Source organism: Streptomyces sp. NPDC056480, from assembly GCF_042795405.1.
GTDB lineage: Bacteria > Actinomycetota > Actinomycetes > Streptomycetales > Streptomycetaceae > Streptomyces.
In genome coordinates, this window is record NZ_JBHTSA010000038.1 from 26300 (window position 1) to 52881 (window position 26582).

The following is a 26582-nucleotide window of genomic DNA, read 5'->3' on the forward strand; positions in this document are numbered from 1 at the left end:
GGCCGACCGCTCCCGAAAGGAGCCCCGGCGGTGGACCTCCTGGACGGCCGACTGAAGTTCCGGCACCTCACCCTGCTCGTCGCGATCCACGAGCACGGCAGCGTGGGGCGGGCGGCCGAAACCCTCCACCTCACCCAGCCCGCCGCCACCCGCACCCTCCGCGAACTGGAGGGCATCGCCGACCTGCCTCTGTTCGTCCGCATGCCGCGCGGCATGCGCGCGACGCTCTACGGAGAGGCACTCGCGGAGCACGCCCGCGCCGTGATCGCCGAGATGCGCCGGGCCGGAGAACATCTCACCGGGCTGCGCCAGGGCCGGGAGGGCACCGTGACCGTCGGCGCGCTCCTCGCCGGCACCAACGTGCTGCTCCCCCGGGCCATCGCACAGCTGAAGCGCGAACGTCCCCGGGTCACCGTCGTCGTACGGGAGGGCACACCGGACGCCCTCCATCCGGCACTGCTCTCCGGCGAACTGGACGTCATCGTCGGCCGGGTGGGACCGGCCCCCAAGGAGGGGGACGGACTGCGCCAGCGGCGGCTCTACCGCGAACGCATCCGGCTCGCCGTCCGGTCCGGTCACCCGCTCCTGGAGAACACCGGCGTCACGCTCACCGACACCCTCGACTTCCCCTGGATCCTCCCGGTCGAACAGACCGCCCTGCGCCAGGAGCTGGGCGCCCTCTTCGCCGACCGGGGCCTCGCGCTGCCCGCCGACCGGGTCGAGTGCACGTCCATCCTCACGATGCGCGCGCTGCTCCTGCAGACGGACATGGTCGCGCTGCTGCCGGAACTGGTCCTGCGCGCCGACGAGCAGCTCGCCGCCCTGCCGGTCGAACTCCCCTCGGTGGGCCGCACGGTGGGCACCACCGAGGCGGCCCACCGCACCCGCACGCCGGCTCTCCAGGCCCTGCTCCACCACCTCGACCACGAGGCGGCCCTGCTGCGCGAGACGCTCTGACGTCTGGTCGGCGAGCACCCCGGCACTGTCGGGGGGAGTCGGATGCCCGCCATGATCAGGATGCGGCGGGTGGCGTCTCGTCAGAGCAGGGCGGCGCAGCCGTCGGCTGCGAACCCGAACTCTGCCGCCCCGCCGCTCTCGCCGCTCTGGCTGACGGGAAGGTGCCGATCACGGCCGGCGTTCCACTGCACACGTTCTGCTACCGACCAGGACAGACGGTATGCATGGCAGCGTCCGGGCCCCGGTGCGCTGGTGGACCCGAGAAGCGGGCTGCATCATTGTCATGTAGGCAATTTCGGCTGTTCTCATCTGTCGGCCGCGGCTCTGCCGCTCAGCTGCCCGTGGTCATCCGCGGCGAAAGACATAGCTGCCCATCGCCGGCTCTCCGAAGCCTACGAGCGGGCGACGGATGCCGAGGCCACCAGCGACTGGGCCGCCGCGATCGGCACGTACACGGAGATCCTCCAGACCGACCGGGGGTACCGGGACGCCGTCGCACGACGCGAATCGTGCCAGGCCCGACAGCGCATCGCGGATCTGGAGACCGAACTGCGCCACCACGCGGATGCGGGCCGGTGGGAGGCTGTCCTCGAGACCAGCGAAGACCTCCGTAGGCTCGACCCGTCCGCCGCCGACCCCGACGGTCTGTCCACCCGCGCCCACCGGGCCCTGCAGGAGGCGGAACACGAGCGCCGCTATGCCCAAGCCCGTACGGCGGAGGACGCCGGCGACTGGGCCGAGGCCTCCGCCCGCTACAGCGAACTCGCGGCCGACGGCGGATATCGCGACGCTGCTCAGCGACGCGCCCGCGGTCACAAGATCGCCGGGCTGCGCACCGCACTGCACGAGCAGGTAGCCGCACAAGAGTGGGTGAAGGTACTGGGCACGATAACCGAGTTGACGGGCGTGCAGGCGGATGCGGCGAACGAATACGCCGCACTGGCCGACCTCGCTCGGCACGAGATTGCCGTCGCCCCGCGCGAGCTGACCAGCATCGACTTCGATGACGCCGTCCTTTCCCTGTCGTGGAGCCCGAGCGGCCAGAGCATCGCCGTCGCGGGGAGAAGCCGCTGGGTCCGCGTCTACGACATCGCCGGTGCGGAGCGATTGAAGGTGAAGGGAGGAGGCGTGCGCTCCGACGTGTCCGCGGTGGCGTTCAGCGCGGACGGCCGCCGGATCGCCACCGGCAACGCAGGCCGCGCTGCGCGGGTGTGGGACTCCGCCGATGGACGTCTGCTGCTCGACGTACGCCACGCCGCCCGCCTGAACGCGGTGGCGTTCGACCCGCGGGGCGCCCGGATCGCCACCGGCAGTTCGGATGCCACAGCCCGGGTGTGGGACGTCATGGGCATCCGCGAGGACTTGCCCGAGCTACGCCACGGAGGCCACGGGTGGGCCTTCGTGAAAGCAGTGGCCTTCAGCCCGGACGGTGCCCGGATCGCCACCGGCACTTCGGATACCACGGCCCGGGTGTGGGACGCCACCACCGGTCAGCGCCTCCTCGAGGTACATCACACCGCCGGCGTGAACACGGTGGCCTTCCACCCCGACGGCACCCGAATCGCCACCGGCAGCTCCGACCACACCGCACGCCTATGGCCGGTCGGCGACCTCTAGCGCAGGAACGGCAAGGGAAGTGAACTGCGGAATGGGACATCTGGTCGAGTTTCCCACGGCGGATGGCGCCACTGTCCTGATCGAGGTCAGGGAGCCGGCAGCCGGGATGGTGACCCGCGGAATCCGCGACACCGCGGTGACCGAACGGGCTCAGAAGACCTTCGAAGAAGCCGTGCGCTGTGCGCGGCCCGCAGTACAGGGCGTGGTCGCTCAACTTCGTGGCATCGCCGAGTCGCATGATGAGATCCACGTCGAGTTCGGTCTCGACCTGCACGCCGAGGCCGGTGCCTTCATCGCCGCTGCCAGCACCACCGCCAACTTCACCGTGGCCGTCACCTGGCATCAGAACAAACCCCGTCCGACGACCGGGTAGTGCCCTCCGATGTCGACGACATCGTGCCGCTGCTCCGCGCGCCGCAAGCGGTTCAACCTGCGTTTCCGTCACCCGGGCAGGGCCTGTCTGCGGAAGTCGCTCGGCGGCATCCCGTACGCGCGGCGGAAGGCTCTGCTGTAGTCCGCCTGGTGACGGAATCCCCACCGCTCGGCGATCTCGCCGATCCGGCGGTGACCGAGGCCCGGGTTCGCGAGGTCGGCGCAGCTGCGTTCGAGGCGGAGCCGGCGGATCGTGGCGGCTACCGTCTCCGGCTCATCGCGGAACAGCAGGTGGAGCAGCCGCACGGAGATGTGGTGGTGGGCCGCGACGGCGGCAGGGCCGAGGCCGGGATCGGCGAGGTTGGCCTCGATGAACGCGCGGACCCGGGCCAGGAGGACCTGGTGCCGGGTCTCGTGGGCCGCCGGGACCGGGCTGTCGGTCCGGGCCGCGAGGAACGTCGCGCAGAGCGCGAGCGCGACGGCGCCCAGCCGGTGCAGCTCCTCCGGCTCGCACCGGCCGGCCTCGGCGCGCAGTCCGGTGAGGTACGAGGCGAGCAGCGCTCCCGACCCGGTGCGGGCGGGCAGGGCGGTGCCCAGGAGCCTGTCGACGCGGTCCTGGGGCAGCGGCAGGGTGGCTCTGGGAAGGCGCAGGAGGCTGACGTGCGAAAGCCTGCCGTCGTCCCGGAACTCGCAGCTCAGCGGGTGAGAGGTGTCGAAGATCGCCATGTCGCCCGCGGTGAGCAGGGTGTTGTTGCGGCGCTGCTCGATGCCGATCGGGCCGCCGTGGACGAGGAAGAGGAAGTACTGCTCGGGGTCCGCGCGCCGGATGTGGGCGGCGGCCCGCCGGGCGGTCATCGGGGAGAAGGCGAAGCCGGCGACCTCGGTGTCGGTCAGCCGGATCGACGTGGCGGTGCCGCGGAAGCGGTCGGCGTACGGGCTGGCAATGGCCACGGGCATGACGGCGTCGCCGACCATCCGTGACCACCACTCGAAGCCGTCGCGTGCGCCGACTCTCGTGGTGGAGACCGTGGTGATCCCGTTCACGCTCCCCCCTCCGTGATGTGGACACGTCCATCGTTGGGGCTGGTCGGCCTGCGGGCCTAGGTCGAAGTCGGTCAACCGGCCCCGCGGTCGTGCACTCGGCGCGAAAGGAACGTGCGCGCGACGCCAACGACGGGAGCGGCCCGCGCCCCCCACAGTGATTGCTCCGACGCATGACCACGGACGAAGCAGAGGTGACCCGATGATGAAGCCGAAGCAGAGATCGTTACCGACCGGAGGGTGGGCGAAGGCCCTCACCGCCCTGATGATGGCCCTCCTGGCCCTCCTGACCATCCCCGCCGCCGCGGGAGCGGCCGATGCCGCGCGGGGCGCCCGCGCCGACTTCGCGGCCCAGGCCAGAAGCGCGGGGCTGAGCGGCACCGAGGCGAAGGGCCTCCAGGCCCGGGTCGACGGCTACCTGGCGAAGACGCCCGGGACACAGGTCGGCGCCAACAAGATCGTCCTGAAGGGCGGCGGCGAACTGGTGCTCACGCTCCCCGGCGAGCGGAACGCCCGCGACCTCACCGCCCCGGACGCGGGGATCGGCGCGGCCGCCGGCTGCCCGTACACCTATGTGTGCGCCTACCCGTACGAGGACTTCGCCGGTGACGAACTGCGCCTGTACACCTGCAACTACCGCAACTACATCCCCTGGAACGGGACCGGCTCCTGGATCAACAACCAGCGCTCCACCCTCTACGCCAAGTTCTACGACTCGAACGGCAACCTCGGCTGGACCTCGCCGGGCGGCTACAGCGAGGACCGCCACGCCCCCTGGGGCTGGGTGTGGTGGCTGAGCCCCTGCTGACGGCGGAGGGGTAGAGCGACGCGGCGCGCCCGGGGGGCGCGCCGCGTTCGGCCGTCGGGCGCGGTCTGGGCAGCTGGTGGCTTGCAACCTACGGAAGGGCCCGCGCCCACGTGGGTGCCGGGTCTCGTCGCCCGTCCCATCGTCGCCGGCCGTGCCCCACTTGGGCGCTCACACTGGCCCAAAGCCCGGGGTCGGCCGCTCGATCCCCGACGGCCTCACCGACCGCCCCGCCGAGTTGGTGGAGGTGGTCCGGCCGCACCTGCGGGAGAGGTTCCTGCGGGCCGAGGTCGGGAGATCCTCGGCGAACTTCATGGATCGGGTCGTGGCGTCGGGCAGTTGGACGGTTGGGCAGTTGGGCAGTTGGGCAGTTGGGATCAAGGCGTGGTCAGCGAGGGATGCGTACGCGTGTCGGCGTGGTGGAACCTAGGGCTTGCGGGCTACCCAGAGCAGTTCCGCCGGCCAGCGGTGTGCCCAGTCGGGTGGGTCGGTTTCGTTGTAGCCGTTGGGTGTTCCGAGTTCGGGACGCGGCTCGATGAGGTCGTCGATGATGAGACCCGCGCCACGCAGGACCCTGACCCAGTCGCCGTAGGTGAGCTGATAACTGGTCGCGCCGTCGTCTTCGGCGATGGCGTTCAGCCCGAAGTAGTCCTGCTGCAGCGTCTTGGTCACACGGCCGGCGGCTTCGTCGTAGCAAGCTTCGAACCATGGGCTGGCGACGTTGAACACCAGGCGTCCGCCCCGGCCCAAGACGCGTGCGGCCTGCGGGACGGCCAGGCGCGGGGGCGCCCAGCTGAGCCCACCGAAGTCGCAGAACACCAGGTCGAAGCTGTTGTCGGCGAAGGGGAGTCGCTCGGCGGCCCCTTGCACCAGCGGGTAGCGGACCGCCCCCATCGCGCGGGCCGCTGCGGAAAGTTGGGCTTCGGACACGTCGAGGCCGACCACTGCGGCGCCCTCGGCGGCGAGCGCCCTGGACCACTGGCCGGCGCCGCATCCGAGTTCGAGGACACGCTTGCCGGTGACGTCGCCCAGGGCGTGCAGGTGCGCGTCGGGGATGGAGTACATGCCCCACAGCCTGGGCGCGGCGCCGATCTGCGGGTCGTGCTCGCGCTGGTAGGCGCTGCTGATCTCGTTCCAGAACCGCCGGTTGGCGGGGATGCTGTCCACCCGCCGACTCCAGCACTCCCTGCCGAGGGCGGTCAACACGATTTAGTTGCCAGTGGTGCTGTGCATGGAGGCCGAGCGGCGGTCGGACCTGGAGGGCTTGTACGCACTCACGCAGGCTGCGACGGAGGAGTTCAACCTGCTGGACAGGGAGTTCGTGGCGGCCGGGAGCGGGATCGAGACGGTGGCGCGGGAGTGGTCTGTGACGAGTTCCGCTTCGTCGCGTCGGCATCCGGGTTCACGGACGCGGATCTCAGCGGGAACTCGCCCTATCCGCGGTGAGCATGGTGACGGCGGGCCACCCCGCCACAGCGTCCGCGTTTCATCTCGGCGGGTCCTCGCCAGTGAGCCCGTCAACGGATTCGCGAATGAGGTCGGCGTGTCCGGCGTGGCGGGCGTACTCCTCGACGAGGTCAAGGAGAACACGACGGAGGTTGGGGCGTTCCCCGCTGCGGGTCGTGTAGACGCCGAGCTGGTCAAGCCCGCCCGTGCTGAGCGCCTCGTCAACGATGGCACGGGAGCGGGCGACCGATTCCTGCCAGAGGGCGAGCAGTCGCTCCGGCGTATCCCCGGCTGCGGAGCGGTAGTCCCAGTCGGGAGTGGTCTCCCAGTCGACCGCGTCCCAGGGAGCACCGACGGGCGTGCCGAGCCACAGCCGGGCGAAATGACTGTCCTCCACGTGCGCCAGGTGCTTGAGCAGGCCGCCCAGCGTGATCGTGGACGTGCCGAGTGTGGCGCGAAGGCCGGAGGCGTCGAGGCCGGAGCACTTCCAGGCCAGCGTGGCCCGCTGGCGTTCGAGGGCGCCGAGGATGGCTGCTGCCTCGGTCCCGGCGAGTGGGGGTTCCGGCCATGCTTCTGCTGCGGTCTCAGTCATGGCCGCAGACCTTAGCGAACGTGGCGGACACGTCGGCCGGCGGGTGAACTGCAACCAATCGAGCACTCGAACCACGAGATCCGGCGGACAGCGCCTGGCCGTCCGGCGGGTGTCGTCTCTCAACGTCGGGCCGCCGCCGGTGGGGTGGCGGTGCCGCTCAGGCAGTGGTCCAGGAGTGTGTGCATGCGCGGGACGGGGAGGGACGGGTTGGCTGCCGCGCCCTCTGCGGTGCGGAGATCGGCGAGGAGGGTTTCCAGCGTCTTGGGTGTGAGGTTCGGGTTGGCGGCGGCTGCCCGGCGTACCGCATCGTCGGGGTCTTCCAGCGGAGGCTCGGGCAGGGTGGGGTCGGCCGCGGCCAGGGCGCGGATCTCGGGGTCCGGGTGACCGATGAGGTGGGACCAGCCGCTGCGGGGGAACGCGCGCAGGGTCAGCAGGTGCGCACGGTGGGCCGGGCGGGTCACGTAGACGTCCAGAAGGAGGTCCGGCGGAGCCAATGGATGGTGGCAGGCCAACCGGATCCGTACCTCCTCGTCGTCGTCCGCCGCCAGCGTCCCGACGAGCTGTGCGGGCAGGCCGGACCAGCTGGCCGCAACCCGGCGGAGCACCGGTTCCTCTGACGCCGCGCAGGTGGCGTACCAGTCGGGCGACGGCTCGACGGCCGGCTGCGTGATCGGGCAGGTGCAGTCGGGACCGTGATCGACGACCTTGTGCACTTCATGGAATTCGGCCCAGGTGCGGATGGAGGGCTGGAGGCGGGCACGCAGCCGTACGTCCTCGTCCGGATCCTGCCTCAGCTCCGCCGCCGCCTCCGGTGCCAGGTCGGGCCGGGTGGCGACCAGCCTGCGGATCTCCACATCGGGGTGGCGGGCGAGGCGGGCGACGGCGTCGGCCGGGGTATGGCGGTTCCGGGCCAGCGGGTGCACCTCGCCGTCCGCGAAGCACTGCTCGACGACCGCGGGCGACAAGGCGCAGGTGCCGAGAACGAACCACGTGTCACGTGATCCGATGGACGGCAGCTGGGCCTCCACTGCCTCCGGGTCCAGTACCCAGCTGCTCTCCCGCGCCGCCTTCCGCACCGCGGGGTCGGGGTCGTCGAGCAGGGCATTGCGCTGCGCAGCGGTGAGCGACCGCCATTGCGAGGCAGCGTACAGACGGAGTGCGGGGTGGGCGTGACCTGCCATGTCCCGCGGAAAGGACAGCGGGACCCGCCGGGAGGACCAGAGTTCCCCGGCGATCTCCTGTGCGGTGACCCTGTTGTCCTCGCCTCCGTCCTGGGCGGTCAGGAAGGTGACGAGGACGTCGTCCGGCAGGGGCCTGACCCAACGGGGCTGGAGCCGGGTGCGGGTGCCGCCGGCGAGATACGCACGGACGAGTCCCGAAGGGTCCGATGCCAAGGGAGCGAGTCGTACGGGGTCGACATGCAGGTTACGGGCGAGGGCGCGGCGGATCTGCTCGACCGGGTGGCGCAGGGCGGCGTCGATGACGGCGGCGGGCAGGTCGCGGCCCTCGCACATCAGCGCACCGGTCTCACCGGCTGTTTCGTCCAGGAGACGTATCAGCACGTCGGCGGGCGCTGCCACGTTGAAGGCGATTCCGCGCAGCCATAGTTCACGAAGAGAGTCGGACACCGTGGCATCCTGCCACCTCTACTTCTGAGACCGTCCGCCCGATGGCTCCCTCGTCGGCACTGACCGCCGAGTCCGTCCGCAGGACTGCGGACCACGTGGTGAGGGCCTCTCATGCCGAGACACCTGCGTCCTGATCCTGAGTCGACGGAGGAGCCACACCAGGCCCGGAGTTGCTCGCGTCCCGCCGCGGCCGACAGGCCAGGGGAACGATGACTGGTACCCGGAAGGGGCCTGGCCTAGAGCAGATCTGCCTTGTAGTGGAACCGGTTGCCTTTGGGCAGTTCGACGTATCCCGAGGCGGTGGACCGGTCGCCTGTGAACCACCCGAGGCTCTCGGGACTGACGTTGGGGGACCCCCAACCGTCCATTCGCTCACCCGGCAGCCTGAAATCGGCGACGGTATAGCCCTCCGGGTCGCTGGGCGGGTAGTCGAGGATCGCCGCAGCCGGCGTCCTCCCCTTCGATTCGATCCGGTTGCCCTCGATCTCGACGCTGAAAGTCCCGTGCTTGTCCTCCCCTCGCCAGTACTCGTCGATGGTCAGCATCACTTCGTCGCCGCCACCCCATGCGACGGCGTCATACGCGGTCGTCTCGCTCATGGTGGCGGCCTCGCCTTCGAGGGTCTTCAGGACGTACCCGATGACCGAGTACTCGTCCATGTTGTGGATCTCGCCGAAGTAGTCACTGATCTTGCCGTCACCGAGGAGGCTCTTGATGAGGGTGGGGTTGCCACCCATGGCCGAGACCTGGATGTCCGACTCGCCGATGACGCTCTTGTAGCGGGCCGTGACTTCGGCGCTCAGGTTGGCGAAGGCGTTGTAGCTCGCAGACAGCGCAGCGTTGATCTCGGTCTCGGTCGCGCTGGACGTCATGGTGAAGAAGACGATCCGGCCGTAGACGACGTCGGAGACGATCATCGGCGGGTTGTCGGGCCCGAGCTTCTTCATGTTGATCAACCGCTTGAGACGCTCCTCGGTGAAGGTGTCGTTGATGAGGGCGTTGGGGCTTTCGAAGACGGCGGAAGCGATGAAGGCCCGCTCGTAGAGGTAGACGACGAGGGTGTTCTGGTTCTCCTTGCGCTTGGCCTCGACGTTGAGCGACCCGGAGAACGTCATGTACTTGGCGGAGATGCCCAGCGACAGGGCGGCCTCCGTGCTGCTGTAGGCCTCGGCCTTCTTGAAGACGACGGTCGGCGAGGTGTTCTTCTTGCCGGCCACCATCCTCTTGATCGCGTCAAGTACGAGGCCGTAGTCGGGCGACTGGACGGGCTCGCTCGGGCCGCCGCCGAGGGCGTCGATCGCAATCCGTAGCGGGGCACGCTCGCTGGTCTCGATCTGAGCGAAGGCCATGTCCCCGTTCTTGATGATCTTCTGTGACTGGACGATCGATCCGGGCCAGATGGTGCCGGCGGTCTTGCCGGAGGTGAAGATGTCCTGGGGGGTCGTGGTCATCCTCCATGGCCGGGTGACGCGCTTGACGCCCTTGACCACGTCGGTCGTACTGTCCCCCATCGGCTTCTTCTCGTCCGGCTCCTGGGGGGCGAGTTCAGTCCACGGCTGCCATCGGGTCGCCAGGTAGGAGGCGAGGTCCACCTTGCCTCCGCGCTCGCCGACTCCCAGAACGGAGTTGGCCACCCGCTCACCATCGGACAGCGCGACGACCGCGTACTCTCCGTCCTCGGTCCGGCGGCTCACGTCGGGCAGCGTCAGAGAGGCGACGTCCGCCTTCTCGTCGACGACCCTTCCCGGACCGCCGTCCAGGAGCCGCACCAGTTGGTAGCGGTCCGCACCGTCCACATGCCAGTCCACGAACTGCGAGCCGTCCGCGGCCTGGTCGAGCCATGCAGGCGCACGGTCCTCCTGCACCAGCCAGGCCGGCGATTCCAGGCCTTCGGCAGTCTGTCCGGCCCACGATTCCTGATCTGCCATGACGACCTCCACCATTCCTGTCGGCCGGCAGCTCGGAGCCCGCCGGACCTCTGGCTGCATAGGTAGCGCTCCACTCACCATGTCGTGGGCGGCATCGCCACGGGCACGCCCAATTCACCCGAAAGGCATGCGAGTGAACCTTTCTTCGTGCGGTGCCATGGCCTGCCTCCCCCCCACGGCAGCCGTGCCGCCCTCGCCGGATCGACTCCAACGGGGGGCCGGCCGCACCTCAGCCGGATTCCACGGCGTTGATCCCGCAGGCACCGCCGGGGGCCAGAGAGAGCTCACCGTGCCGAACATCACCGCATTCAATCGCCAGAGCTCCGCCCGGATGGGTCAGAGCCTGGGCTCGCTGGTCCGGTGCGGTGACGGGGCCGCCGGTGTTGGGCGTGTCGGTGGGGCCGGGCGGCCCCCGTCCAAAGGATTGTGACGGCCGCAGCGTCGGCCCTGGATCCGAACCACGACCGCCACGGCGAAATGGACATGGTGTGACCAGAAGACACAGGCGACACCGGAGTCTCGGTGCTGCGGGAGTGGCGGTGGCCCTCATCTGGGGATGTGCCACTGCTGGGAATGCCCGGCCCTCCGACACGGCATCCGGCGACTTCGAGCGGGCGGCCGAACAGGCCGCAGCGGAGTTCGGTGTGCCCAAGGAAGTACTTCTCGGCGTCAGCTACGAGTCCTCGTGGTGGGAGGCCAATGACGGCCGCCCGAGCACCAAGGGCGGCTACGGTCCGATGCACCTGACGGACACGACGTCCGGGGGAACGTACGACCATCGCCCCGGCGAAGGGCCGGTGGACGCCACCGGCACCGACGACCCGTCCGAGCACACGTTGCAGGCAGCCGCCGCGATGATCGGCGTCGCCCCCTCGACGCTCAAGCGCGACGAACTGCAGAACCTTCGAGGCGGCGCCGCACTGCTCGCCTCGTACCAACGGCAGATCACCCGTGAGATGCCCGCCGACCCTGGCAGCTGGTACGGGGCTGTGGCGCACTACAGCCAGGGCGCCGACACCGCCGTGGCCGGACGGTTCGCCGATGGCGTGTTCGCAGCGATCCGCACCGGCAAGCAGAGGGTGCGCAAGGACGGCCAGAGGGTCTCCTTGGCGGAGACGCCGTCCGTCCGTCCGACGAGGTCACAGCTCGCGTCCCTGGGGCTGCGGACGGCGTCCGCGGCGGCGGTGCCGGAGTGCCCCAGTGAGCTGAACTGCCGGTTCGTTCCCGCTGCTGCCTCGAACTACCAGGTGTCCTCGCGGAACTCGAACGGCATGGACGTCGACTTCATCGTCATCCATGACCTCGAAGGGTCCTACGACGGGGGAGTCAGCTGGTTCCAGGATCCCGTCAGCGGGGTTTCCGCGCATTACGTGATGAAGGCCGACGGCAGTGCGGCGACGCAGATGGTCGCCACCAAGGACATCGCCTTCCACGCCGGGAACTACTGGGTCAACCTGCACGGCATCGGCATCGAGATGGAGGGATACGCCGCCCAGGGACCCACCTGGTTCACTCCCGCCCAGTACAAGGCGACTGCCACGCTGGTGCGCTACCTGGCTCGGCGCTTCGATGTCCCGCTGGACCGCCGGCACATCATCGGGCACGACAACGTCCTTCCGCCGCGGCCGGCCCGCGCGCCGGACGCGCACTGGGACCCCGGCCCCTACTGGGACTGGGAGAGGTTCATGACTCTCCTCGATGCCGATCAACCCCAGGAGCGCAAGGCCGAGGGGGAAGAGACGGCCGCGAACATGACCAGCGCCGGCATGACGGGCGCCGGCGTGACAGGCGCCGGCATCGGAATCGGAGAGGCGGTCAGGATCGCCCCGGCGTACAGCAAGAACGCGCAGACGGTGACGGTGTGCGCTCCGACGTGCCGGTCCCAGACACAGCCTTCGAACTTCCTCTCCGTGCGCACGGAGCCCCGCGCCGACGCTCCGCTCGTCTCCGACCTCGCCCTTCGCCCCGACGGGTCGGCGGGAAGCGACCGCATCGACGACTGGGGATCCACCGTGGTGTGGGGGCAGGAGTTCGTGGTCGCCGACGTGCGAGGGGACTGGACGGCCATCTGGTTCGGTGGACGGAAGGGATGGATCCACAACCCGGCGGGCGTGAACACCCGCCCCGCCCCGAACGCGCGCATCGTCCGTCCCGCGAGCGGGGCGACGTCCGTCTCCATCTACACGACGGCCTACCCTCGCGCCACCGAGTACCCCCGGGGATTGCCCGCATCGGCACAGACACGGTTCAGCATGTACGCGTTCCCCCCAGGGCAGGCGTACGTGGCCGCCCGCACATCGGTGGACGCCGACGACTTCTTCCCTGCCACGCCCACGCGCCCGGAGGCCGTGGTCATCGGTGACCAGAAGTACGACGTGATCCAGTACAACCGGCGCCTCGCCACCGTGAACACCGCGGAGACGGACTGACGGCCCCGGAGCCGGCCCGCACCTCGGAGTGAGCCACGGCGGAATCGCGGCAGCAGCACCGTGGCGTGCTGCCGGGCCGGCCCCCTACGCCAGAGCGCAGGGGGCCGGCCCGTGGCTCCCCGGACGGCGCGGGGGGCCGATCAGGTGGCCGCGTCGAGGAGGTGGGCTCCGTTGTTGCGGACGTTGTTGACGGCCATGGAGACGGGCCGGGCGTCGAGCCGGCCGTCCGCGGGGCGGGTGAGCAGGGCGCGGAGGTCGTCGGTGTCGTGGTGCCGGGGGTCGAGCCACGTGTCGTAGTGGTCCGGGGTGAGGGCGAGCGGCATGCGGGGGTGTACGCGGCCGGCAGCGTCGGTGGCCTCGGTGGTGATGATCGTGCAGGTGGTGAGCCACGCGTCGGGGTCGTCGTCGCCGGTGACGTCAGGGTTGCGCCAGTACTCGTAGAGTCCCGCCATGGCCATCACCTGACCGTCGGTGGGGTGGATGAAGTACGGCTGCTTACGCGTCTTGCCCGTCGTCTCGTCCTTCACCGGCTCCCATTCGTAGAACCCGTCGGCCGGCAGAAGACAGCGGCGCTTGGCGAACGCTCGTCGATAGGCGGGCTTGTCGTGCACGGTCTCCACCCGGGCGTTGATCATCCGGGAACCGACCTTCGAGTCCTTCGCCCACGACGGCACCAGACCCCAGCGCAGTGCCCGTAGTTCGCGGCGTACCTCGTCGGCATCCCGCTTGGAGCGTTCGAGGATCGCGTAGACCTCGTCGGTCGGCGCGACGTTCCAGCTCGGACTCAGCCTCTCGGCCGGGTTCCAATCGGTGACCTGGAAGAGCCGGGTCAGGTCTTCAGGGCTGCGTGTCGAGGTGTATCGGCCGCACATGAGGCCACTGTGCCACGACTACATCGTGGGGCGGCGCATCCCGGCATCATGCGCTGCCACGGGGCTCTTGCCTCGGTGCCCCTGGCCCGGAAAGCAGGAGAAGCTCTGTGCGGCCGACGGCGACGTTCAGTTCGGCAGACCGGGTCAGGGTGCCTCAGTGGGGGTTACGGATCGAAGGGCGGGCAGGTCTCGGTCCTCGCGGCCGGCCGGGACCGAGGTGGGCAGGTCGCGGTCCTCGCGGCCGGCCGTCGGCCGCCACTCGCGGCGGAGGAGGCCGAAGACCCAGGAGTCGGAGACGTCGCCGTTGACGACGCAGTCCTCTCGGAGGGTGCCCTCGCGGACGAAGCCGAGCTTCTCCAGGACCCGGGCGGAAGCCACGTTGCGGGTGTCGGTCTCGGCCTGGACGCGGTTGAGGTCCAGGGTGTCGAACGCCCATCGCAGGACGGCGTGCGCGGTCTCGGTGGCGTAGCCGTGGCCCCACGCGGCGGCGTCGAAGACGTAGCCCAGGGACGCGCTGCGGAAGTCCGGGTTCCAGCTGGTCAGGCCGCACCAGCCGATGAACGAGCCGTCGGAGACGCGGTCGACGGCCACCCGCGCTCCGGAGCCCTCCCCCTCGATCGTCCGGCAGGTCGCGATGAAGCGCTGGGCGCGTGCCGGTTCGGTCCACGGCGGGGAGTCCCAGTAACGCAGCACGTGGGCGTTGCTGTGCAGCGTGTAGAGCGGTGCCGTATCGGCGTCGGTGAACGGCCGCAGGCGCAGGCGTTCGGTGTACAGCTCGGGAGTGGGCAAGGTCATGCGGAGCATCATGCCGCTCCACGCTCACCCCGATCATCCGATTTTCCGGACGGTCGGCTCGATGTCGTGCCACCCGATCAGGCCGACGGCCTCGCCCTCCGGTCGAGCGATGGCTCAGATCGCGCTCAGCTCGGCCTGCCAACGCTCGTGCATCCACCGACCCGGCGAACCTGTGCGGTCGCAGCACTGGGTCCTGCCCGGAAGGGTCCTGCCCAGAAGGGTCCTGCCCGGACGGTCATGCGAGACGGAGAGGGAGGGAGAGCCGGAGAGGGAGGGAGAGCCGGAGACGGAGACGGATGCGTCCGTTGATCTGGTCGATCCGCTCCCGGATCGTGCGTCGGCCCTCTGGGGCGGGGCCGGCGGTTCATCAGGAGCGGGCGATCAGCTCGCCCACCGAGTGGAACAGCATGTAACCGCCGCCCCAGCACCCGGCGGTCGCGACGACGAGGAGGATCAGCATGAAGAAGATCTTGTCGCCAAGGCCTGGCTCCCAGTGCGTCGACGGGTTCCGTGGGTCGTAGGTGACGTCGATCCGTCCTTCCTCGCGCCCCTGCTTGGTCACGAAGTGCCTGCTGCCGTCCTCGGCGTTGAAGCCGTAGACGGTCTGCCAGTCCCCGTCGTCGTCCTGCGCATGGTGTGAGACCTCGGCCTCCACCGTGATGCCCCTGCGGTGGAGGACCCGCCATTCCCAGATCAGCGCCCCGACCCCGTACACACACATCAGTCCCAGCGCCAGCACCACCGGACCTGCCAGCCAGAGTCCCACGGCGTCCTCGGTGGGCATCCCCGCCTCACTGTCGGCCGGCGGCAGCAGGAGGAGCGCGACCGCCCCCGCGAGGTACACGGCGGCGAACGGCCCGAGCACGATCAAGGCCCTCGCCCGCTCGGACCAGAAGGACTCGGACCGCTCGACCTTCACCTCCGGTACGGGACGGGCAACCGCAGTACCGGGGCGGCGTTCCGGAAGCGCACGGCGCAGATTCTCCGCGAAGGCCCGCACGGTGGCGGAGTTGGGGCCGGTCACCCGGTGTTCTGGGGGCGTGGAAGGCCCGGTGGAGCCGGCCGGGGCGGTCAGCACGACCACCAGGTCCCTCTCGTTCGGCCCCGCCACCTCTACCCGTTCCACGACGGCCAGCGGTATGTGCCGGGTCTCGCGTCGGGAACGCAGAACGAGGGCTCCGTCCGCCAGGCGGGCGGTGGTGCCGCGTCTGCCCTTGAGTACCTGTGGCGAAGGCGTGTTCGGTGAGGTCACGGCGCCACCGTACGACACCCGGATGACCTGCCTCGCCGGTGCGTCGTCCCCCTTGTCCACGATCAGGCGAACTCCGGCCTCGGCGCGTCGACGGGATGCGGAGAGTCTTTCCAGCAACCGGGTCTACACCAAGGGTAGTTGCTCTACTTTGGATCTCCTCATCCAATCGACGGGGGAACACCACATGGCCAGGGACGAGACAGCGCGCCTGCGCACCGAGCGGCAGGCCACGCACGCAGCCGCTCTCGCCGCACAACATGGCGTGCGCAACAGGGTCGACAGGCCTTCGACGAAGCAGGGTTGCGCGTCGAAGAGCGTCCTGCCGTATCGCCGCTCCGTCAGCGGCCCCGCCTCGGGTGCCCGCTCGACGCCGATCGACCCTACGCCGATCGACCCTACGCCGATCGACCCGACGGGGAACGCCCTGGACACAGCGTTCGGCCACAGGCTGAGCCCCCGTGTGAAGGGCTGACCTCTTCGCGATGGAACAGCTGACGGAGCAGGACCCCACACACATCGGCCCCTACCGCCTGATAGCCCGTCTCGGCGAGGGCGGAATGGGCCTGGTCTACCTGGGCCGGTCCGATCTCGGCCGTACGGTCGCGGTGAAGGTCGTACAGGCAGACCACGCCCAGCATCCCGAGTTCCGCAAGCGGTTCGCTCGCGAGGTCGCCGCGGCCAGGCGGGTGGGCGGCAACTGGACGGCTGCCGTCCTGGACGCGGACACCGAGGCGGCCGTGCCCTGGGTGGCGACCCAGTACATACCCGGCCCCGACCTGACCACCGTGGTCGGCAAGGAGTTCGGTCCGCTGCCCGAGTACTCGGTGCACACCCTTGCCCATCGTCTCGCCCTCGCTCTGCAGACCGTTCACGAAGCGGGTCTGATCCACCGTGACCTGAAGCCCTCGAACGTTCTGGTGACCGTCGACGGCCCTCGGGTCATCGACTTCGGGATCGCCCGAGCGCTCGACAGCATCGGCGGGGACAGCCTGCTCACCCGCACCGGCATGCTGATCGGCTCCCCCGGCTTCATGTCTCCGGAGCAGGTCCGGGGGCACGAACTCACCCCGGCCAATGACATCTTCTGCCTGGGCGCGGTCCTCGTCTACGCCGCCACCGGACGCCTTCTCTTCGGTGCCACGGACACCGGGCTGAACGCGCACCTGTTCCGGATCGCCGAGGAGGAGCCGGACCTCACCGGCGTACCCGACTCACTCGTCGCTCTCGTGCGCGCTTGTCTGAACAAGGACCCGGCGCAGCGGCCCACGCCTGCCCAGGTGATCGAGCACACGGCTACGGACCGGGCCGAGGAGTGGCTGCCCGGGTCGGTACTGGCCCACCTGGGCCGTCGGGCAGCAGAGCTGCTGGACTTCACCCCGCAGGTGCGAGGCGAGCACGGGCAAGGCGCGCAGGTGCGAGGCGCGCAGCCGGACCCGCGGGCCCAGGCCGCCGCCTCAGCCGCACCGCCCCTGCCGACCTCGTATCCCCCGGCGGCCTCGATTCCCCTGCCCACCTCGTACCCCCTGCCGCCGGCCTCATCACCGGCTCCGTACACCCCGAACCCTTACGATCCGACCGCCCCGGCGAACTCCGGCCCCGTGGCGGGATTCGGACCACCGGCGGCCACGCTGCCCGGCCCCCGGCCCCCGGCCGCGCCCTCCGGTCAGGCGGACGGTGACGAAGGTCCCCACACCAGGCGCGGGTGGGGCCTTGCGATGGCCGTGGTCGCGCAACTGGTCGTAGTGCTCGACATGTCGACGGTCACGCCCCGGCTGCTGCTTGAGATCAGCTCCGACATGGGCCTCGACCATGCTTCCGAACAGTGGCTGTACGTCGGCTACGCCCTGGCCTTCGGCGCCCTGCTGCTCGTCGGCGGGCACCTCGCGGACCTCATCGGCCGCAAACCGACGCTGATCGTCGGCCTGACCGGTTTCGCGGTCAGCACCGCGGTCGGCGCGGTGTCCCCCGGGCCCGCCGCGCTGGTGTGGAGCCAGGTCCTCAAGGGCGTCTTCGCCGCCCTGATCACCCCGGCCTCCCTCGGCCTGGTCGCCACCCGGTTCTCCGAGCCGAGGGCACGCGGGAGGGCCGTCGGGCTCTACTCCGTGGTCGCCCTCGGCGGTTCCGCACTGACCATGTTCCTCGTGGTGCCGCTCACCTCTGTGGCCTCCTGGCGCATGTCCATGTACCTCACCGTCCTGCTGGCCCTCATCGCCCTCGTCGGCACCGCCACCCTGGTACGTGACCGGTCCGGCCTTCGCGATCGCGCCGGCTTCGACATGCTCGGTGCTCTGTTGAGCACCTTCGGCGTCGGTGCCCTCGTCTTCGGCTTCGCGAAGTCCGGCGCGTTCGGATGGGGGGCTCCCATCGCGTTCCTGCCCGTCGTGTGCGGCATCGTCCTGATCGCAGCCTTCGCCCGGCGGCAGTCGAAGGCCCGGAACGCGATCCTGCCGACCTACCCGGCCAGGACCCGCGACGGTGTCGGCGCCTCGGTCACCTTGTTCATGATCGGGCTCGCCCTGTCGACCGTGACCGCGCCCCTCGACGATTTCCTGAACGCCAACATCGGGACCGTACCCACGGTCGCGGCCTTCCTTCTGATGACCGCCTCGTTCCTCGTGGGTTCCCTGCTGATCGCCCCCAGGCTGCTGCCTCGTGTCGGGCCGCGCACCCTGCTGGTATCGGGTCTGCTCGTCGCGGCGGTCGGGCCGCTCGTCCAGCTGGCCATGGGCGGCTCCGTGTCCGGCACCTACCCCAACCTGCTCTGCCTCGGCCTCGGTGTCGGCACGGCCGGCACGGTGCTCTACTCGACCGTCATGGAGGGCATCGCCGCGCATGACTCCGGCGGACGGGCCGCTCTCGTCATGGTGAACCAGCACCTGGGCGTCGAGCTCGGATTCGCGGTGCTCGCCGGAGCTGCCGGACACCGAGCCGGACTCCTCTTTCTGGGCAACGACCCCCTGCTCCAGTACCTGGAGGTCGGTTCCCTGCTGGTGGGAGCGCTGGTCGGAGGACTGATGGTCAGGGCGAGGCCCTCGGAGAGCGACGCGGGCAACGCGCCGTCGCCGTACCCGGCGGACTGGTCCGCCCCCACGCAGACGGCATCGGACCGCAGCGGAGCGAGCGGTCTGCTGCTCGTGGTGAACGGCCGCGTCGAGCGCATACCGACGGAGTTTCGCGGGATGGAGCTGGTTCAGGAGATCAGCCGCCTGCTGCGGGCCGAGAACGTCACCATGACGAAGCTCGGCACGGACCTGACCCTCTGGCATGCCGTCGGCGCCGGGACGCCCAATCCGGTCGCGAGCCGTCTCATGGCCGAGCACGGCTTCGGGCCGGTCACCGGGGCTGCGATCGCAGCCGGGCCCGTGATCGGCCACATCCCGTTCCCCCTGGGCAGTCACGCGGCCGAGGGCCTCGCACTCCGGCTGGCACAGTAGCCGGCCGGTGACCAGTACCCTCCCACTCTTGGTCGTGGGGACGTCGGCGAGCCCGATCACGCTCGATGTGGGCGGTGCGGGCGACGTCCGCAGCGTGTCCACGGCCGTGGTCTCACACGGGCGCACCGTGGACGCCGTGAACACTGTGAACACTGTGCACAGGGCAGGAAAGCGATCAGGTGATCCGTGCGCCGCGCAGGGCTCGACGCTGTCGGCAGAGGCCCTGTCCGCTCAGCCGGCAGAGGCCTCGTCCGCCCAGCCGGCAGAGGCACGTCCGCTCAACTGGCGGCGTCCCCCGGCCGCCAGCTGGCAGAGCCCGGGCCGCTCAACCGGCAGAGGCCCGTCCGCTCAACCGGTGGCGTCCCCGGCCGCTCATCCGGCGGCGTCCCCTGCCGCTCATCCGGTGGCGTCCCCGGCCGCCAGCTGGCGCTCGGCGCTCTCCAGCAGCATGTCCAGCGCGACCGGGTACGCGCTGTGGGGCATGCGCTCGGCCAGCAGCCCGGCCGTGGCCGCGATGTTCGGGTACGTGTCAGCCGGCAGTCGGGCATACGTCGACTCCCACATCTCCTCGTCCGCCTCACGTGCCTTCGCCGTCAGCGCGAGGGCGCCCGCGTCGAGCGCCGCGAAGGCCAGGCACTGATCGATGTAGGCGTGATAGATCCGCACCGCGTCCGCATCCGCGAAACCCGCACCGCGAAGGCTCCCGAGGATCGCCTCGTCGGCGGCGATCTCCCGCGGCCGGCCGGTCACCCGGCTCGCGGTCAGCAGTGCGGCCTGCGGATGGGCGAGGTAGGCGCCGTGGATGCGCAGGCCCAGTGAGCGCAGATCCGCACGCCACTGCCCCGTCGCGGCCCAGCCGGCCAGCGCCCGGCCGATCAGCTCCTCACCGATGGCGCGTGTGAGCCCGTCCATGCCGTCGAAGTACCGGTAGAGGGTGCTGGGGTCCGCCCCCAGCGCGGCACCGAGCCGCCGGGCGGACAGGCCCGCACTCCCGTGCTCGCGCACCATCCGCAGCGCCGTCTCGACTATGAGCCGCTCGGACAGCACCGTCCCCTGCCGCGTGGGGCGCCGCCGCCTGCGGGCCCCCTCAGGGACCACTTCCTTCGCCATCGCCGCACTCTTCCGTGTCGCCGTCCGGGTCTGCCGCCTTATGCCAACATCATTGACCTTAACTCGGAGCACCGGGTTCCATCAGCCCCCTGAGGCACCCGCCTCACCGAGAAAGGACTCAGCCATGCGTGTTCTGCTTGTGGGCGCCGGCGGCGTCGGGAGTGCGATCACCAAGATCGCCGCCCGCCGCGGCTTCTTCGACCGCTTCGTCGTCGCCGACTACGACCTGGGCCGGGCCGAGGCCGCGGTCGCGGCCCTGGGCGGCGACGAGACACGGTTCAGCGCCTGCCGCGTCGACGCCTCCGACGAGGCGGCGGTCACCCGGCTGCTCACCGAGCGCGGGTGCGACGTCCTGATGAACGCCACCGATCCGCGCTTCGTGATGCCCCTGTTCAACGCCGCGCTGGCGGCGGGCAGCCACTATCTCGACATGGCCATGTCCCTCTCCCGACCGCATCCCGACGACCCGCACAGCGTCTGCGGGGTGAAGCTCGGCGACGAGCAGTTCGAGCGGGCCGCCGAGTGGGAGAAGTCGGGCCGCATCGCGCTGGTCGGCATGGGTGTCGAGCCCGGCCTGTCGGACGTCTTCGCCCGCTACGCGGCCGACGAGCTCTTCGACGACATCGAGGAGATCGGCATCCGCGACGGCGCCGACCTGTCCGTCGAGGGCTACGACTTCGCACCGTCCTTCAACATCTGGACGACGATCGAGGAATGCCTGAACCCTCCCGTGGTGTACGAGCAGGAGCGCGGGTGGTTCACCACCGCCCCGTTCAGCGAGCCGGAGGTCTTCGACTTCCCCGAGGGCATCGGCCCCGTCGAGTGCGTCAACGTCGAGCACGAGGAAGTCCTCCTGATCCCGCGCTGGGTCGATACCCGCCGGGTCACCTTCAAGTACGGCCTCGGCCAGGACTTCATCGACAAGCTCAAGACCCTGCACGCCCTGGGCCTGGACTCCACCGCTCCGGTCACCGTCCGCGGCCAGGACGGCGACCCCGCCCGCGTCTCGCCCCGCGACGTGGTCGCCGCCTGCCTGCCGGACCCGGCGGAACTCGGGGAGCGGATGACCGGAAAGACCTGCGCCGGGACCTGGGTCAAGGGCACGAAGGAGGGCCTGCCCCGCGAGGTGTACCTCTACCACGTGGTCGACAACCAGTGGTCCATGCGCGAGTACGGCTCCCAGGCCGTCGTCTGGCAGACCGCCGTCAACCCGGTGGTGGCCCTCGAACTGCTCGCCACCGGCGCCTGGTCCGGGCCCGGCGTCCTGGGCCCCGAGGCCCTCCCGCCACGCCCCTTCCTCGACCTGCTCACCGCGTACGGCTCCCCCTGGGCCCTCCGCGAGCAGGAGCCGACCCCCACGTCCGCCGACACCCCCGGCCGCGCCTGACGTCCCCCGGGCCGGTACCCCCGTACGCCGGAAAGCGAGTGGGTGCGCCCGCCACGCAGCGGTGAGCTGCTGTGGTCCCCCATTGCACCTGCGCCTGCACCTGCGCCTCCCCACCGCAGATCGGTCGACGACTCCCGGGGCAAGCCCGGCCCCGACAGGCGACGGCCGCTCCCCCGCGGAAGCCGCCTCCGGGACGCCGGGCGGTCCCCGCTCCCGGGGGGGGGCGGCTCGCGGGCGGGCGGCGGCGCGCGGGCGGGCGGGCACCGGCGGAACTGCACCGTAAACGGACACCTCCTCGGCGCGCGCCTCACCCCGTCTCGTACAACCGCCGCCCAGGCGACCACGGCGGCCGTGCCGCCCATCCGGAAGGCGGGCAGTTGAACCCGTCCGAGGACGTGGGAGACGTGGCAGACGTGGGAGACGTCAGAGACGCGGAAGACGTGTCGGAAAAGTTCAAGACCGACGTGGACGGGGTCCCTAGCGTGGGCGACATGAACGAGATCCACGCACACCTCGCCAGCAGCGCCGCCGAAGCCGCCCGGGTCACCCGTGGCATCAGCCCGGAGCAGCTCGCCGGCCCCTCAGGCTGCACCGACTGGACCGTCCGCGAGCTCGCCAACCACCTCGTCCTGTACACCGCACACGGCCTCGAGCACCGCGCCCTGCGCACCCAGCTCCCCGACGAGCTGGTCGCCCGCGACTTCACCAGCGACACCGACTGGCCCGAGCAGTACGCCGCCCAGCTCGACCGGGCACTCGCCGCCTGGGCGAAGCCCGAGGCGTGGGACGGTGACATCGACCTCGGCGGCGGCAACACCATGCCCGCCGACGAGATCGCCGCCATGCTCCTCGCCGAACTCGCCCTGCACGGCTGGGATCTGGCCCGCGCGACAGGCCAGGACTTCACGCTGCCGGAGGACACCGGCACGTACCTTCTCGACGTCGTCGAGCGCTACGCCGAGATGTACCGCGCGTACGAAGGCTTCGCTGCCCCGGCCCCGGTCGGCGCCGACGCCCCCGCCTTCACCCGCGCCCTCGCGACGAGCGGCCGCACGCCCTGAAGCCCGGTCCGCGTCGCGGAGTTCGACGGGTCGGCCATGTCCCGGAGTTCCTCGGAAACCGGACGCTTCGACAGATCGGCAGCCAGGGCCGGCGTCAGGGATGGGGGCGAGGCGGACCTGCATCACGAGCCTCGTGGTGAAAGCGGGATGCTGTGCGTGACGGCGACGCACTTCGCCCGTGGCGCGATGTTCGGCGTGCTCGCCCGGCTGGCGGCAGTCCTCGGGGCCTCGATCGTCCCCCAGGACGGTGAGGCACTGATCCTCCACGAGAGTGAGCGTCGTCTCCTTCCTGCAGAGCTTCAGGGAAACGCGGTTGTCATAGCTCCCACTGAGGACGCCTTGCAGGCGGCATTCCGCACGCACTGAGCGTTTCCGTCCCCCGATCCCGTCCTTCGGATCACGGGCGCGGCCATAGGCGGACGGTTGCTGCGGTAACGGTTCCGTGGAAGACGTAGGTTCGTTTGTCGTAACGAGTCGCGACGGCACGGGAGTTCTTGGGCCCGGTTGATAGTCCGTTCGACCTCGTTGCGACGCCGGTAGTGCTCACGGTCGAGGCGTGTTGGCCTACCACCCTGACTGCCTCGTCGTTGGCGGTTGGCTCGCTGGTCCTTCGGCTCCGGGATGGTGTGCTTGATGCGGCGTCTTCGCAGGTAGCTGCGATTACGGCGGGAGCTGTATGCCTTGTCGCCGCTTGCATGGTCGGGCCGGGTACGTGGCCGTCCACCCAACGGTCGTGGAACGCGGATCCGGTTCAGGACCTCGATCATCTGTGGGACATCACCCCACTGGCCCGGCGTGATCAACAGGGCCAGGGGGCGACAGCCGCCCTCGCCGGCGAGGTGGATCTTGCACGTCAGGCCAGGCCACGCCGGGACCGCCCGAAACTCTCATCGGGGCGGTGGTGCCGGGGCGTCGTTCCCTTTCGGGACCCGCGGCCTGGACTTACGGGCTCCGGCCGCGTGCTGGTGGGCACGGCAGGACGTCGAATCGACACCGACCATGCCCCAATCGCTGCGGCCCGCCAGACCGGCGTCAGCCTGGCCCCCTTGAAGCACCCGGCCCCACGTTCCGTCCGCCGACCAGCGGCGATGCCGTTCATAATCCAACAGTCACATGGTCCGCCGGACAGTGCCTAGGCCTTGAAAGGTTCGGCGGACGATCTCGCGGCCTGGTCGATCTTCGCCCAGTGGGCTGCACGGGCCTCTTCGTCGATCGGCTTGTCGAGTTCGGCGCGCAACCCGGTCCGGCCGTCGAGGCCCTCGCGCAGGATGTCGGCGTGCCCGGCATGCCGGACGGACTCGGCGAGGACATGGACCATGATGGCGAACAGATTCGTGTTGGAATGAGGCTCCGGCCACCACGGCACGTGGCCCGGGGCGTCGAGGGGCAGCTCGTTGATCGTCGCGTCCGAGTGTTCCCACGTGCGCCGGTAGAACCCGATGATCTGATCGCGGGTCTCGTCCTCGGTCGCCCAGAGATCGCTGCCGTCGGAGTCCTGCCAGCGGGGCAGCGGTTCCGGGGAAGGGCGGTCGAAGACCTCGCCGAAGTACCTCGCCTCAACGCTGGCGACGTGTTTGACCAGGCCGAGGAGGTTGGTCCCCGTCACTGTCAAAGGCCGACGGGCGTCGTATTCGGACAAGCCGTCGAGTTTCCAGAGCAGCGCCTTGCGGTCCCGCCGCAGTCTCCCGTGCAGGTTGCCTTTCGCGAATTCATCGATCATGCGGCATGAGCCTGCCATGGGCTGCTCGTGGTCTCAAGATCGCGCACGTGGTCCGCGACCGCAGGCAGGGCCGAGGCCTGGCCTCGGTCGCCGACCTGACCTGACCTCACCTCATCTGACCAGACCTGAGCAGACCTGGCCTGGCCCGGCCCGGCCTGGGTGCGAGCGAATGCGGCGCCCCGGCGGCACCCACTATCTGTGGCCGGCCCTGTGGCACAGCCTGTCCCACCGCCCGGACGTTCCACGTCACGTGCGGTGGGAACTGTTGATCGCCCTGCGTACGGGAGACCGTGTGCTGAGCCTGCTGGATGTGATTCCCAACGACTTCACTCCCCTGCCGAAAGTGACCTCACGCGAAGGGGGGATGCGGGTCCGGCGGCTCTTCGACCGCGCTCCCTCGGTCCGGGAACGGCTACTGCGAGAGGACGAAGTCCCGGGCCGGCTGTGACAGGCACCGCCGGCAGAAGAGCGTGCGCCCCCACGTATGCCGCAATCTCCGACCTCTACGGTCGCAACTCCCCTGCCCTCGCGAGGGCCTCTGCGACGACACCGGTCGGCGCGGCGCGCCCCGGACCGGCAGCGCCCGCTCCCGCGTAACGTGGCGGGCCCCGGGGGCGGTCCTGGACGGCCGGCGTACAGCCCGGGACGAGGGACGAGGAGTGACGGCCGGACATGGGGACGACGGACGACGAGCTGTGCGACGTGACGGTCGTCGGGGCCGGGGCCGCGGGGCTCGCCTGCGCCACGGACCTGTCCGCCGCCGGGTTGCGTGTGCGGCTGCTGGAAGCCGACGACACCGTGGGCGGGCGGATGCGTACGGACCGGATCGCGGGTTTCACCGTCGATCGAGGATTCCAGGTCTTCAACACGGCCTACCCGCAGGTCAAGCGCCGCCTCGACCTGCGGGCGCTGAGGCTGCGGCCGTTCACACCCGGCGTCCTCGTGCACACCGACGACGGGATGCGCCGATTCACCGACCCCAGTCGGCGCTTCCGTGAAAGCCGCGACCTCCTGCCCGGCCGGCTGGCCTCCGGCCGTGACCTGCTTGCCCTGGGCGCTCTGACGGCACGCGACGTCCTCGCACCGGCCGCCCGGCTGCGGGCGCGGCCCGACAGCACGACCCTCACAGCCCTGGCCGATGCCGGCGTGTCCCCCGACCTCGTGGAGACGTTCTTCCGGCCTTTCCTCTCCGGAGTCTTCCTCGAGGACGACCTGGAGACCTCGGCCCGCTTCTTCCACTTCGTGTGGCGGAGCATGCTGCGCGGCACGCTGTGCCTCCCCGCGGACGGCATCGGTGCGGTGCCCGCTCAGCTGGCCTCCCGGCTGCCCCCGGACGTGCTGCGGACCGACTCCCCCGTCGCCGCCCTCACTCCGCAGGGGGTGAGGCTGACCGACGGCGCCGAGGTCCGTTCCCCCACTGTCGTCGTCGCGACCGGGCAACGCGCCGCCGCCGAACTCCTTCCCGGCCTCGCCGTACCCCGTGGGCGGATCGTCACCACGCTCTACCACGCAACCGCGAATCCGCCCCTGCCCGAACCCGTTCTCGTCGTCGACTCACGGCGCCGGTTCCTGAACACCTGCGTCCTCACCGCCGTCCATCCTCGATACTCCCCAGACGGCCGGGCGCTGGTGTCCACCTCGGTCCTCGGTACGCCCGACGCCCAGGCCGTGGATGCCGTGGTCCGTGCCCTGGGCGAGGTGTACGACACGGATACGGGAGCGTGGGAGCTCGTCCACCGGGTCACCGTTCGTGACGCCCTGCCCGCGATGCCCGCACCCCACCCCCTGTCACAGACCACTCGCGTCGCGCCGGGCCGGTACGTATGCGGTGACCACCGAGCCACGGGTTCGCTCCAGGGCGCTCTCGCCTCAGGCACGCGGGCCGCCCGCGAGGTCCTGGCCGACGCGAGACGCGACACGGGAGGCAGCGCTGGACGCGCCACGGGAAGCGGCACGGGACACGGCACAGGACCCGACACGGGACCCGACACTGGACACGGCACGGGACGCTGACGTACAAGATTCTTCGGCTCGGCCAGAACGTGACAAAGGAGAGTGCATCCGTCTCTGGCCCGGTCGGGGAAGTGATGAGAGGCAGGCGTCCGGTACAGGCGCTCGCCCGGTCACGAGAGGGTG

At 70.4% G+C, this 26582-nt stretch carries 19 protein-coding genes and 3 pseudogenes; 11 read left to right on the plus strand and 11 right to left on the minus strand.

All coding sequences use genetic code 11. The features are described 5' to 3' along the window. Positions 1-30: 30 nt before the first annotated feature. The 3 genes from ACFQ79_RS18790 (at position 31) to ACFQ79_RS18800 (ending at position 2947) form a co-directional block, all read left to right on the plus strand. The gene (locus ACFQ79_RS18790; protein ID WP_383584735.1) at positions 31-957 is read left to right on the plus strand and encodes a LysR substrate-binding domain-containing protein; all 927 of its coding nucleotides are present in this window, start codon (positions 31-33) and stop codon (positions 955-957) included. A gap of 252 nt (positions 958-1209) precedes the next feature. Further along, positions 1210-2574: a hypothetical protein gene (locus ACFQ79_RS18795; protein ID WP_383584738.1), complete on the plus strand. Its 1365-nt coding sequence runs from the start codon at positions 1210-1212 to the stop codon at positions 2572-2574. A gap of 31 nt (positions 2575-2605) precedes the next feature. Continuing rightward, complete coding sequence (locus ACFQ79_RS18800; protein WP_383584740.1) at positions 2606-2947, plus strand: CU044_2847 family protein; 342 nt, start codon at positions 2606-2608, stop codon at positions 2945-2947. Between the two features lie 68 nt (positions 2948-3015). Here the strand turns inward: ACFQ79_RS18800 and ACFQ79_RS18805 are convergent, their stop codons facing one another. Beyond that, positions 3016-3990 (minus strand): helix-turn-helix domain-containing protein, encoded by a 975-nt coding sequence (locus ACFQ79_RS18805; protein ID WP_383584742.1) that lies wholly within the window; start codon positions 3988-3990, stop codon positions 3016-3018. Between the two features lie 199 nt (positions 3991-4189). Between ACFQ79_RS18805 and ACFQ79_RS18810 the strand changes: the two genes are divergently transcribed. Beyond that, complete coding sequence (locus ACFQ79_RS18810; RefSeq protein WP_383584744.1) at positions 4190-4795, plus strand: hypothetical protein; 606 nt, start codon at positions 4190-4192, stop codon at positions 4793-4795. Between the two features lie 423 nt (positions 4796-5218). Here ACFQ79_RS18810 and ACFQ79_RS18815 read toward each other — a convergent pair whose 3' ends face one another. Next, positions 5219-5959: a class I SAM-dependent methyltransferase gene (locus tag ACFQ79_RS18815; protein ID WP_383584746.1), complete on the minus strand. Its 741-nt coding sequence runs from the start codon at positions 5957-5959 to the stop codon at positions 5219-5221. Between the two features lie 64 nt (positions 5960-6023). On the opposite strand from ACFQ79_RS18815, the pseudogene ACFQ79_RS18820 reads away from it, so the two are divergent. Beyond that, positions 6024-6238: pseudogene (locus ACFQ79_RS18820) on the plus strand (DUF5713 family protein); the annotation flags it as partial. A 40-nt stretch (positions 6239-6278) separates the two neighbouring features. Here ACFQ79_RS18820 and ACFQ79_RS18825 read toward each other — a convergent pair. From ACFQ79_RS18825 to ACFQ79_RS18835, 3 genes are all read right to left on the minus strand, one after another. Then, positions 6279-6830 (minus strand): DinB family protein, encoded by a 552-nt coding sequence (locus ACFQ79_RS18825; protein WP_383584749.1) that lies wholly within the window; start codon positions 6828-6830, stop codon positions 6279-6281. A gap of 119 nt (positions 6831-6949) precedes the next feature. Beyond that, positions 6950-8458: a hypothetical protein gene (locus ACFQ79_RS18830; RefSeq protein ID WP_383584751.1), complete on the minus strand. Its 1509-nt coding sequence runs from the start codon at positions 8456-8458 to the stop codon at positions 6950-6952. A gap of 236 nt (positions 8459-8694) precedes the next feature. Then, positions 8695-10386: a thiol-activated cytolysin family protein gene (locus ACFQ79_RS18835; protein ID WP_383584753.1), complete on the minus strand. Its 1692-nt coding sequence runs from the start codon at positions 10384-10386 to the stop codon at positions 8695-8697. A gap of 644 nt (positions 10387-11030) precedes the next feature. On the opposite strand from ACFQ79_RS18835, the gene ACFQ79_RS18840 reads away from it, so the two are divergent. Then, positions 11031-12815: an N-acetylmuramoyl-L-alanine amidase gene (locus tag ACFQ79_RS18840; protein WP_383584755.1), complete on the plus strand. Its 1785-nt coding sequence runs from the start codon at positions 11031-11033 to the stop codon at positions 12813-12815. A 140-nt stretch (positions 12816-12955) separates the two neighbouring features. Here the strand turns inward: ACFQ79_RS18840 and ACFQ79_RS18845 are convergent, their stop codons facing one another. The 3 genes and pseudogenes from ACFQ79_RS18845 to ACFQ79_RS18855 form a co-directional block, all read right to left on the minus strand. Beyond that, positions 12956-13687 (minus strand): SOS response-associated peptidase, encoded by a 732-nt coding sequence (locus tag ACFQ79_RS18845; protein WP_383584757.1) that lies wholly within the window; start codon positions 13685-13687, stop codon positions 12956-12958. Positions 13688-13924: 237 nt separating this feature from the next. Beyond that, positions 13925-14482, minus strand: a pseudogene (locus tag ACFQ79_RS18850) (GNAT family N-acetyltransferase); the annotation flags it as partial. A gap of 367 nt (positions 14483-14849) precedes the next feature. Further along, positions 14850-15734: a hypothetical protein gene (locus ACFQ79_RS18855; RefSeq protein WP_383584759.1), complete on the minus strand. Its 885-nt coding sequence runs from the start codon at positions 15732-15734 to the stop codon at positions 14850-14852. Positions 15735-16216: 482 nt separating this feature from the next. Between ACFQ79_RS18855 and ACFQ79_RS18860 the strand changes: the two genes are divergently transcribed. Further along, positions 16217-19168 carry an MDR family MFS transporter gene (locus ACFQ79_RS18860; RefSeq protein WP_383584761.1) on the plus strand — a complete coding sequence of 984 codons (2952 nt, stop codon included), beginning with the start codon at positions 16217-16219 and terminating at the stop codon, positions 19166-19168. Between the two features lie 396 nt (positions 19169-19564). Here the strand turns inward: ACFQ79_RS18860 and ACFQ79_RS18865 are convergent, their stop codons facing one another. Beyond that, positions 19565-20278: a TetR/AcrR family transcriptional regulator gene (locus ACFQ79_RS18865; protein WP_383584763.1), complete on the minus strand. Its 714-nt coding sequence runs from the start codon at positions 20276-20278 to the stop codon at positions 19565-19567. Between the two features lie 124 nt (positions 20279-20402). On the opposite strand from ACFQ79_RS18865, the gene ACFQ79_RS18870 reads away from it, so the two are divergent. From ACFQ79_RS18870 to ACFQ79_RS18880, 3 genes are all read left to right on the plus strand, one after another. Further along, on the plus strand, positions 20403-21665 hold the full coding sequence (locus ACFQ79_RS18870) for a saccharopine dehydrogenase family protein (protein WP_383584765.1): 1263 nt from the start codon (positions 20403-20405) through the stop codon (positions 21663-21665). Between the two features lie 491 nt (positions 21666-22156). Further along, a complete protein-coding gene (locus tag ACFQ79_RS18875; protein ID WP_383584767.1) occupies positions 22157-22726 on the plus strand; it encodes a TIGR03086 family metal-binding protein in 570 nt (189 codons plus the stop codon). Positions 22727-22882: 156 nt separating this feature from the next. Next, positions 22883-23092, plus strand: a complete 210-nt coding sequence (locus ACFQ79_RS18880; protein WP_383584769.1) for a hypothetical protein — start codon at positions 22883-22885, stop codon at positions 23090-23092. Between the two features lie 31 nt (positions 23093-23123). Here the strand turns inward: ACFQ79_RS18880 and ACFQ79_RS18885 are convergent. Both ACFQ79_RS18885 and ACFQ79_RS18890 read right to left on the minus strand, forming a co-directional pair. Beyond that, a pseudogene (locus ACFQ79_RS18885) lies at positions 23124-23826 on the minus strand (IS5 family transposase); the annotation flags it as partial. A gap of 32 nt (positions 23827-23858) precedes the next feature. Further along, complete coding sequence (locus ACFQ79_RS18890) at positions 23859-24446, minus strand: DinB family protein (RefSeq protein WP_383584772.1); 588 nt, start codon at positions 24444-24446, stop codon at positions 23859-23861. A 672-nt stretch (positions 24447-25118) separates the two neighbouring features. On the opposite strand from ACFQ79_RS18890, the gene ACFQ79_RS18895 reads away from it, so the two are divergent. Further along, entirely contained in the window at positions 25119-26459 is a 1341-nt protein-coding gene (locus tag ACFQ79_RS18895; protein WP_383584775.1) for an NAD(P)/FAD-dependent oxidoreductase, read from the plus strand. Positions 26460-26582: the final 123 nt, after the last annotated feature.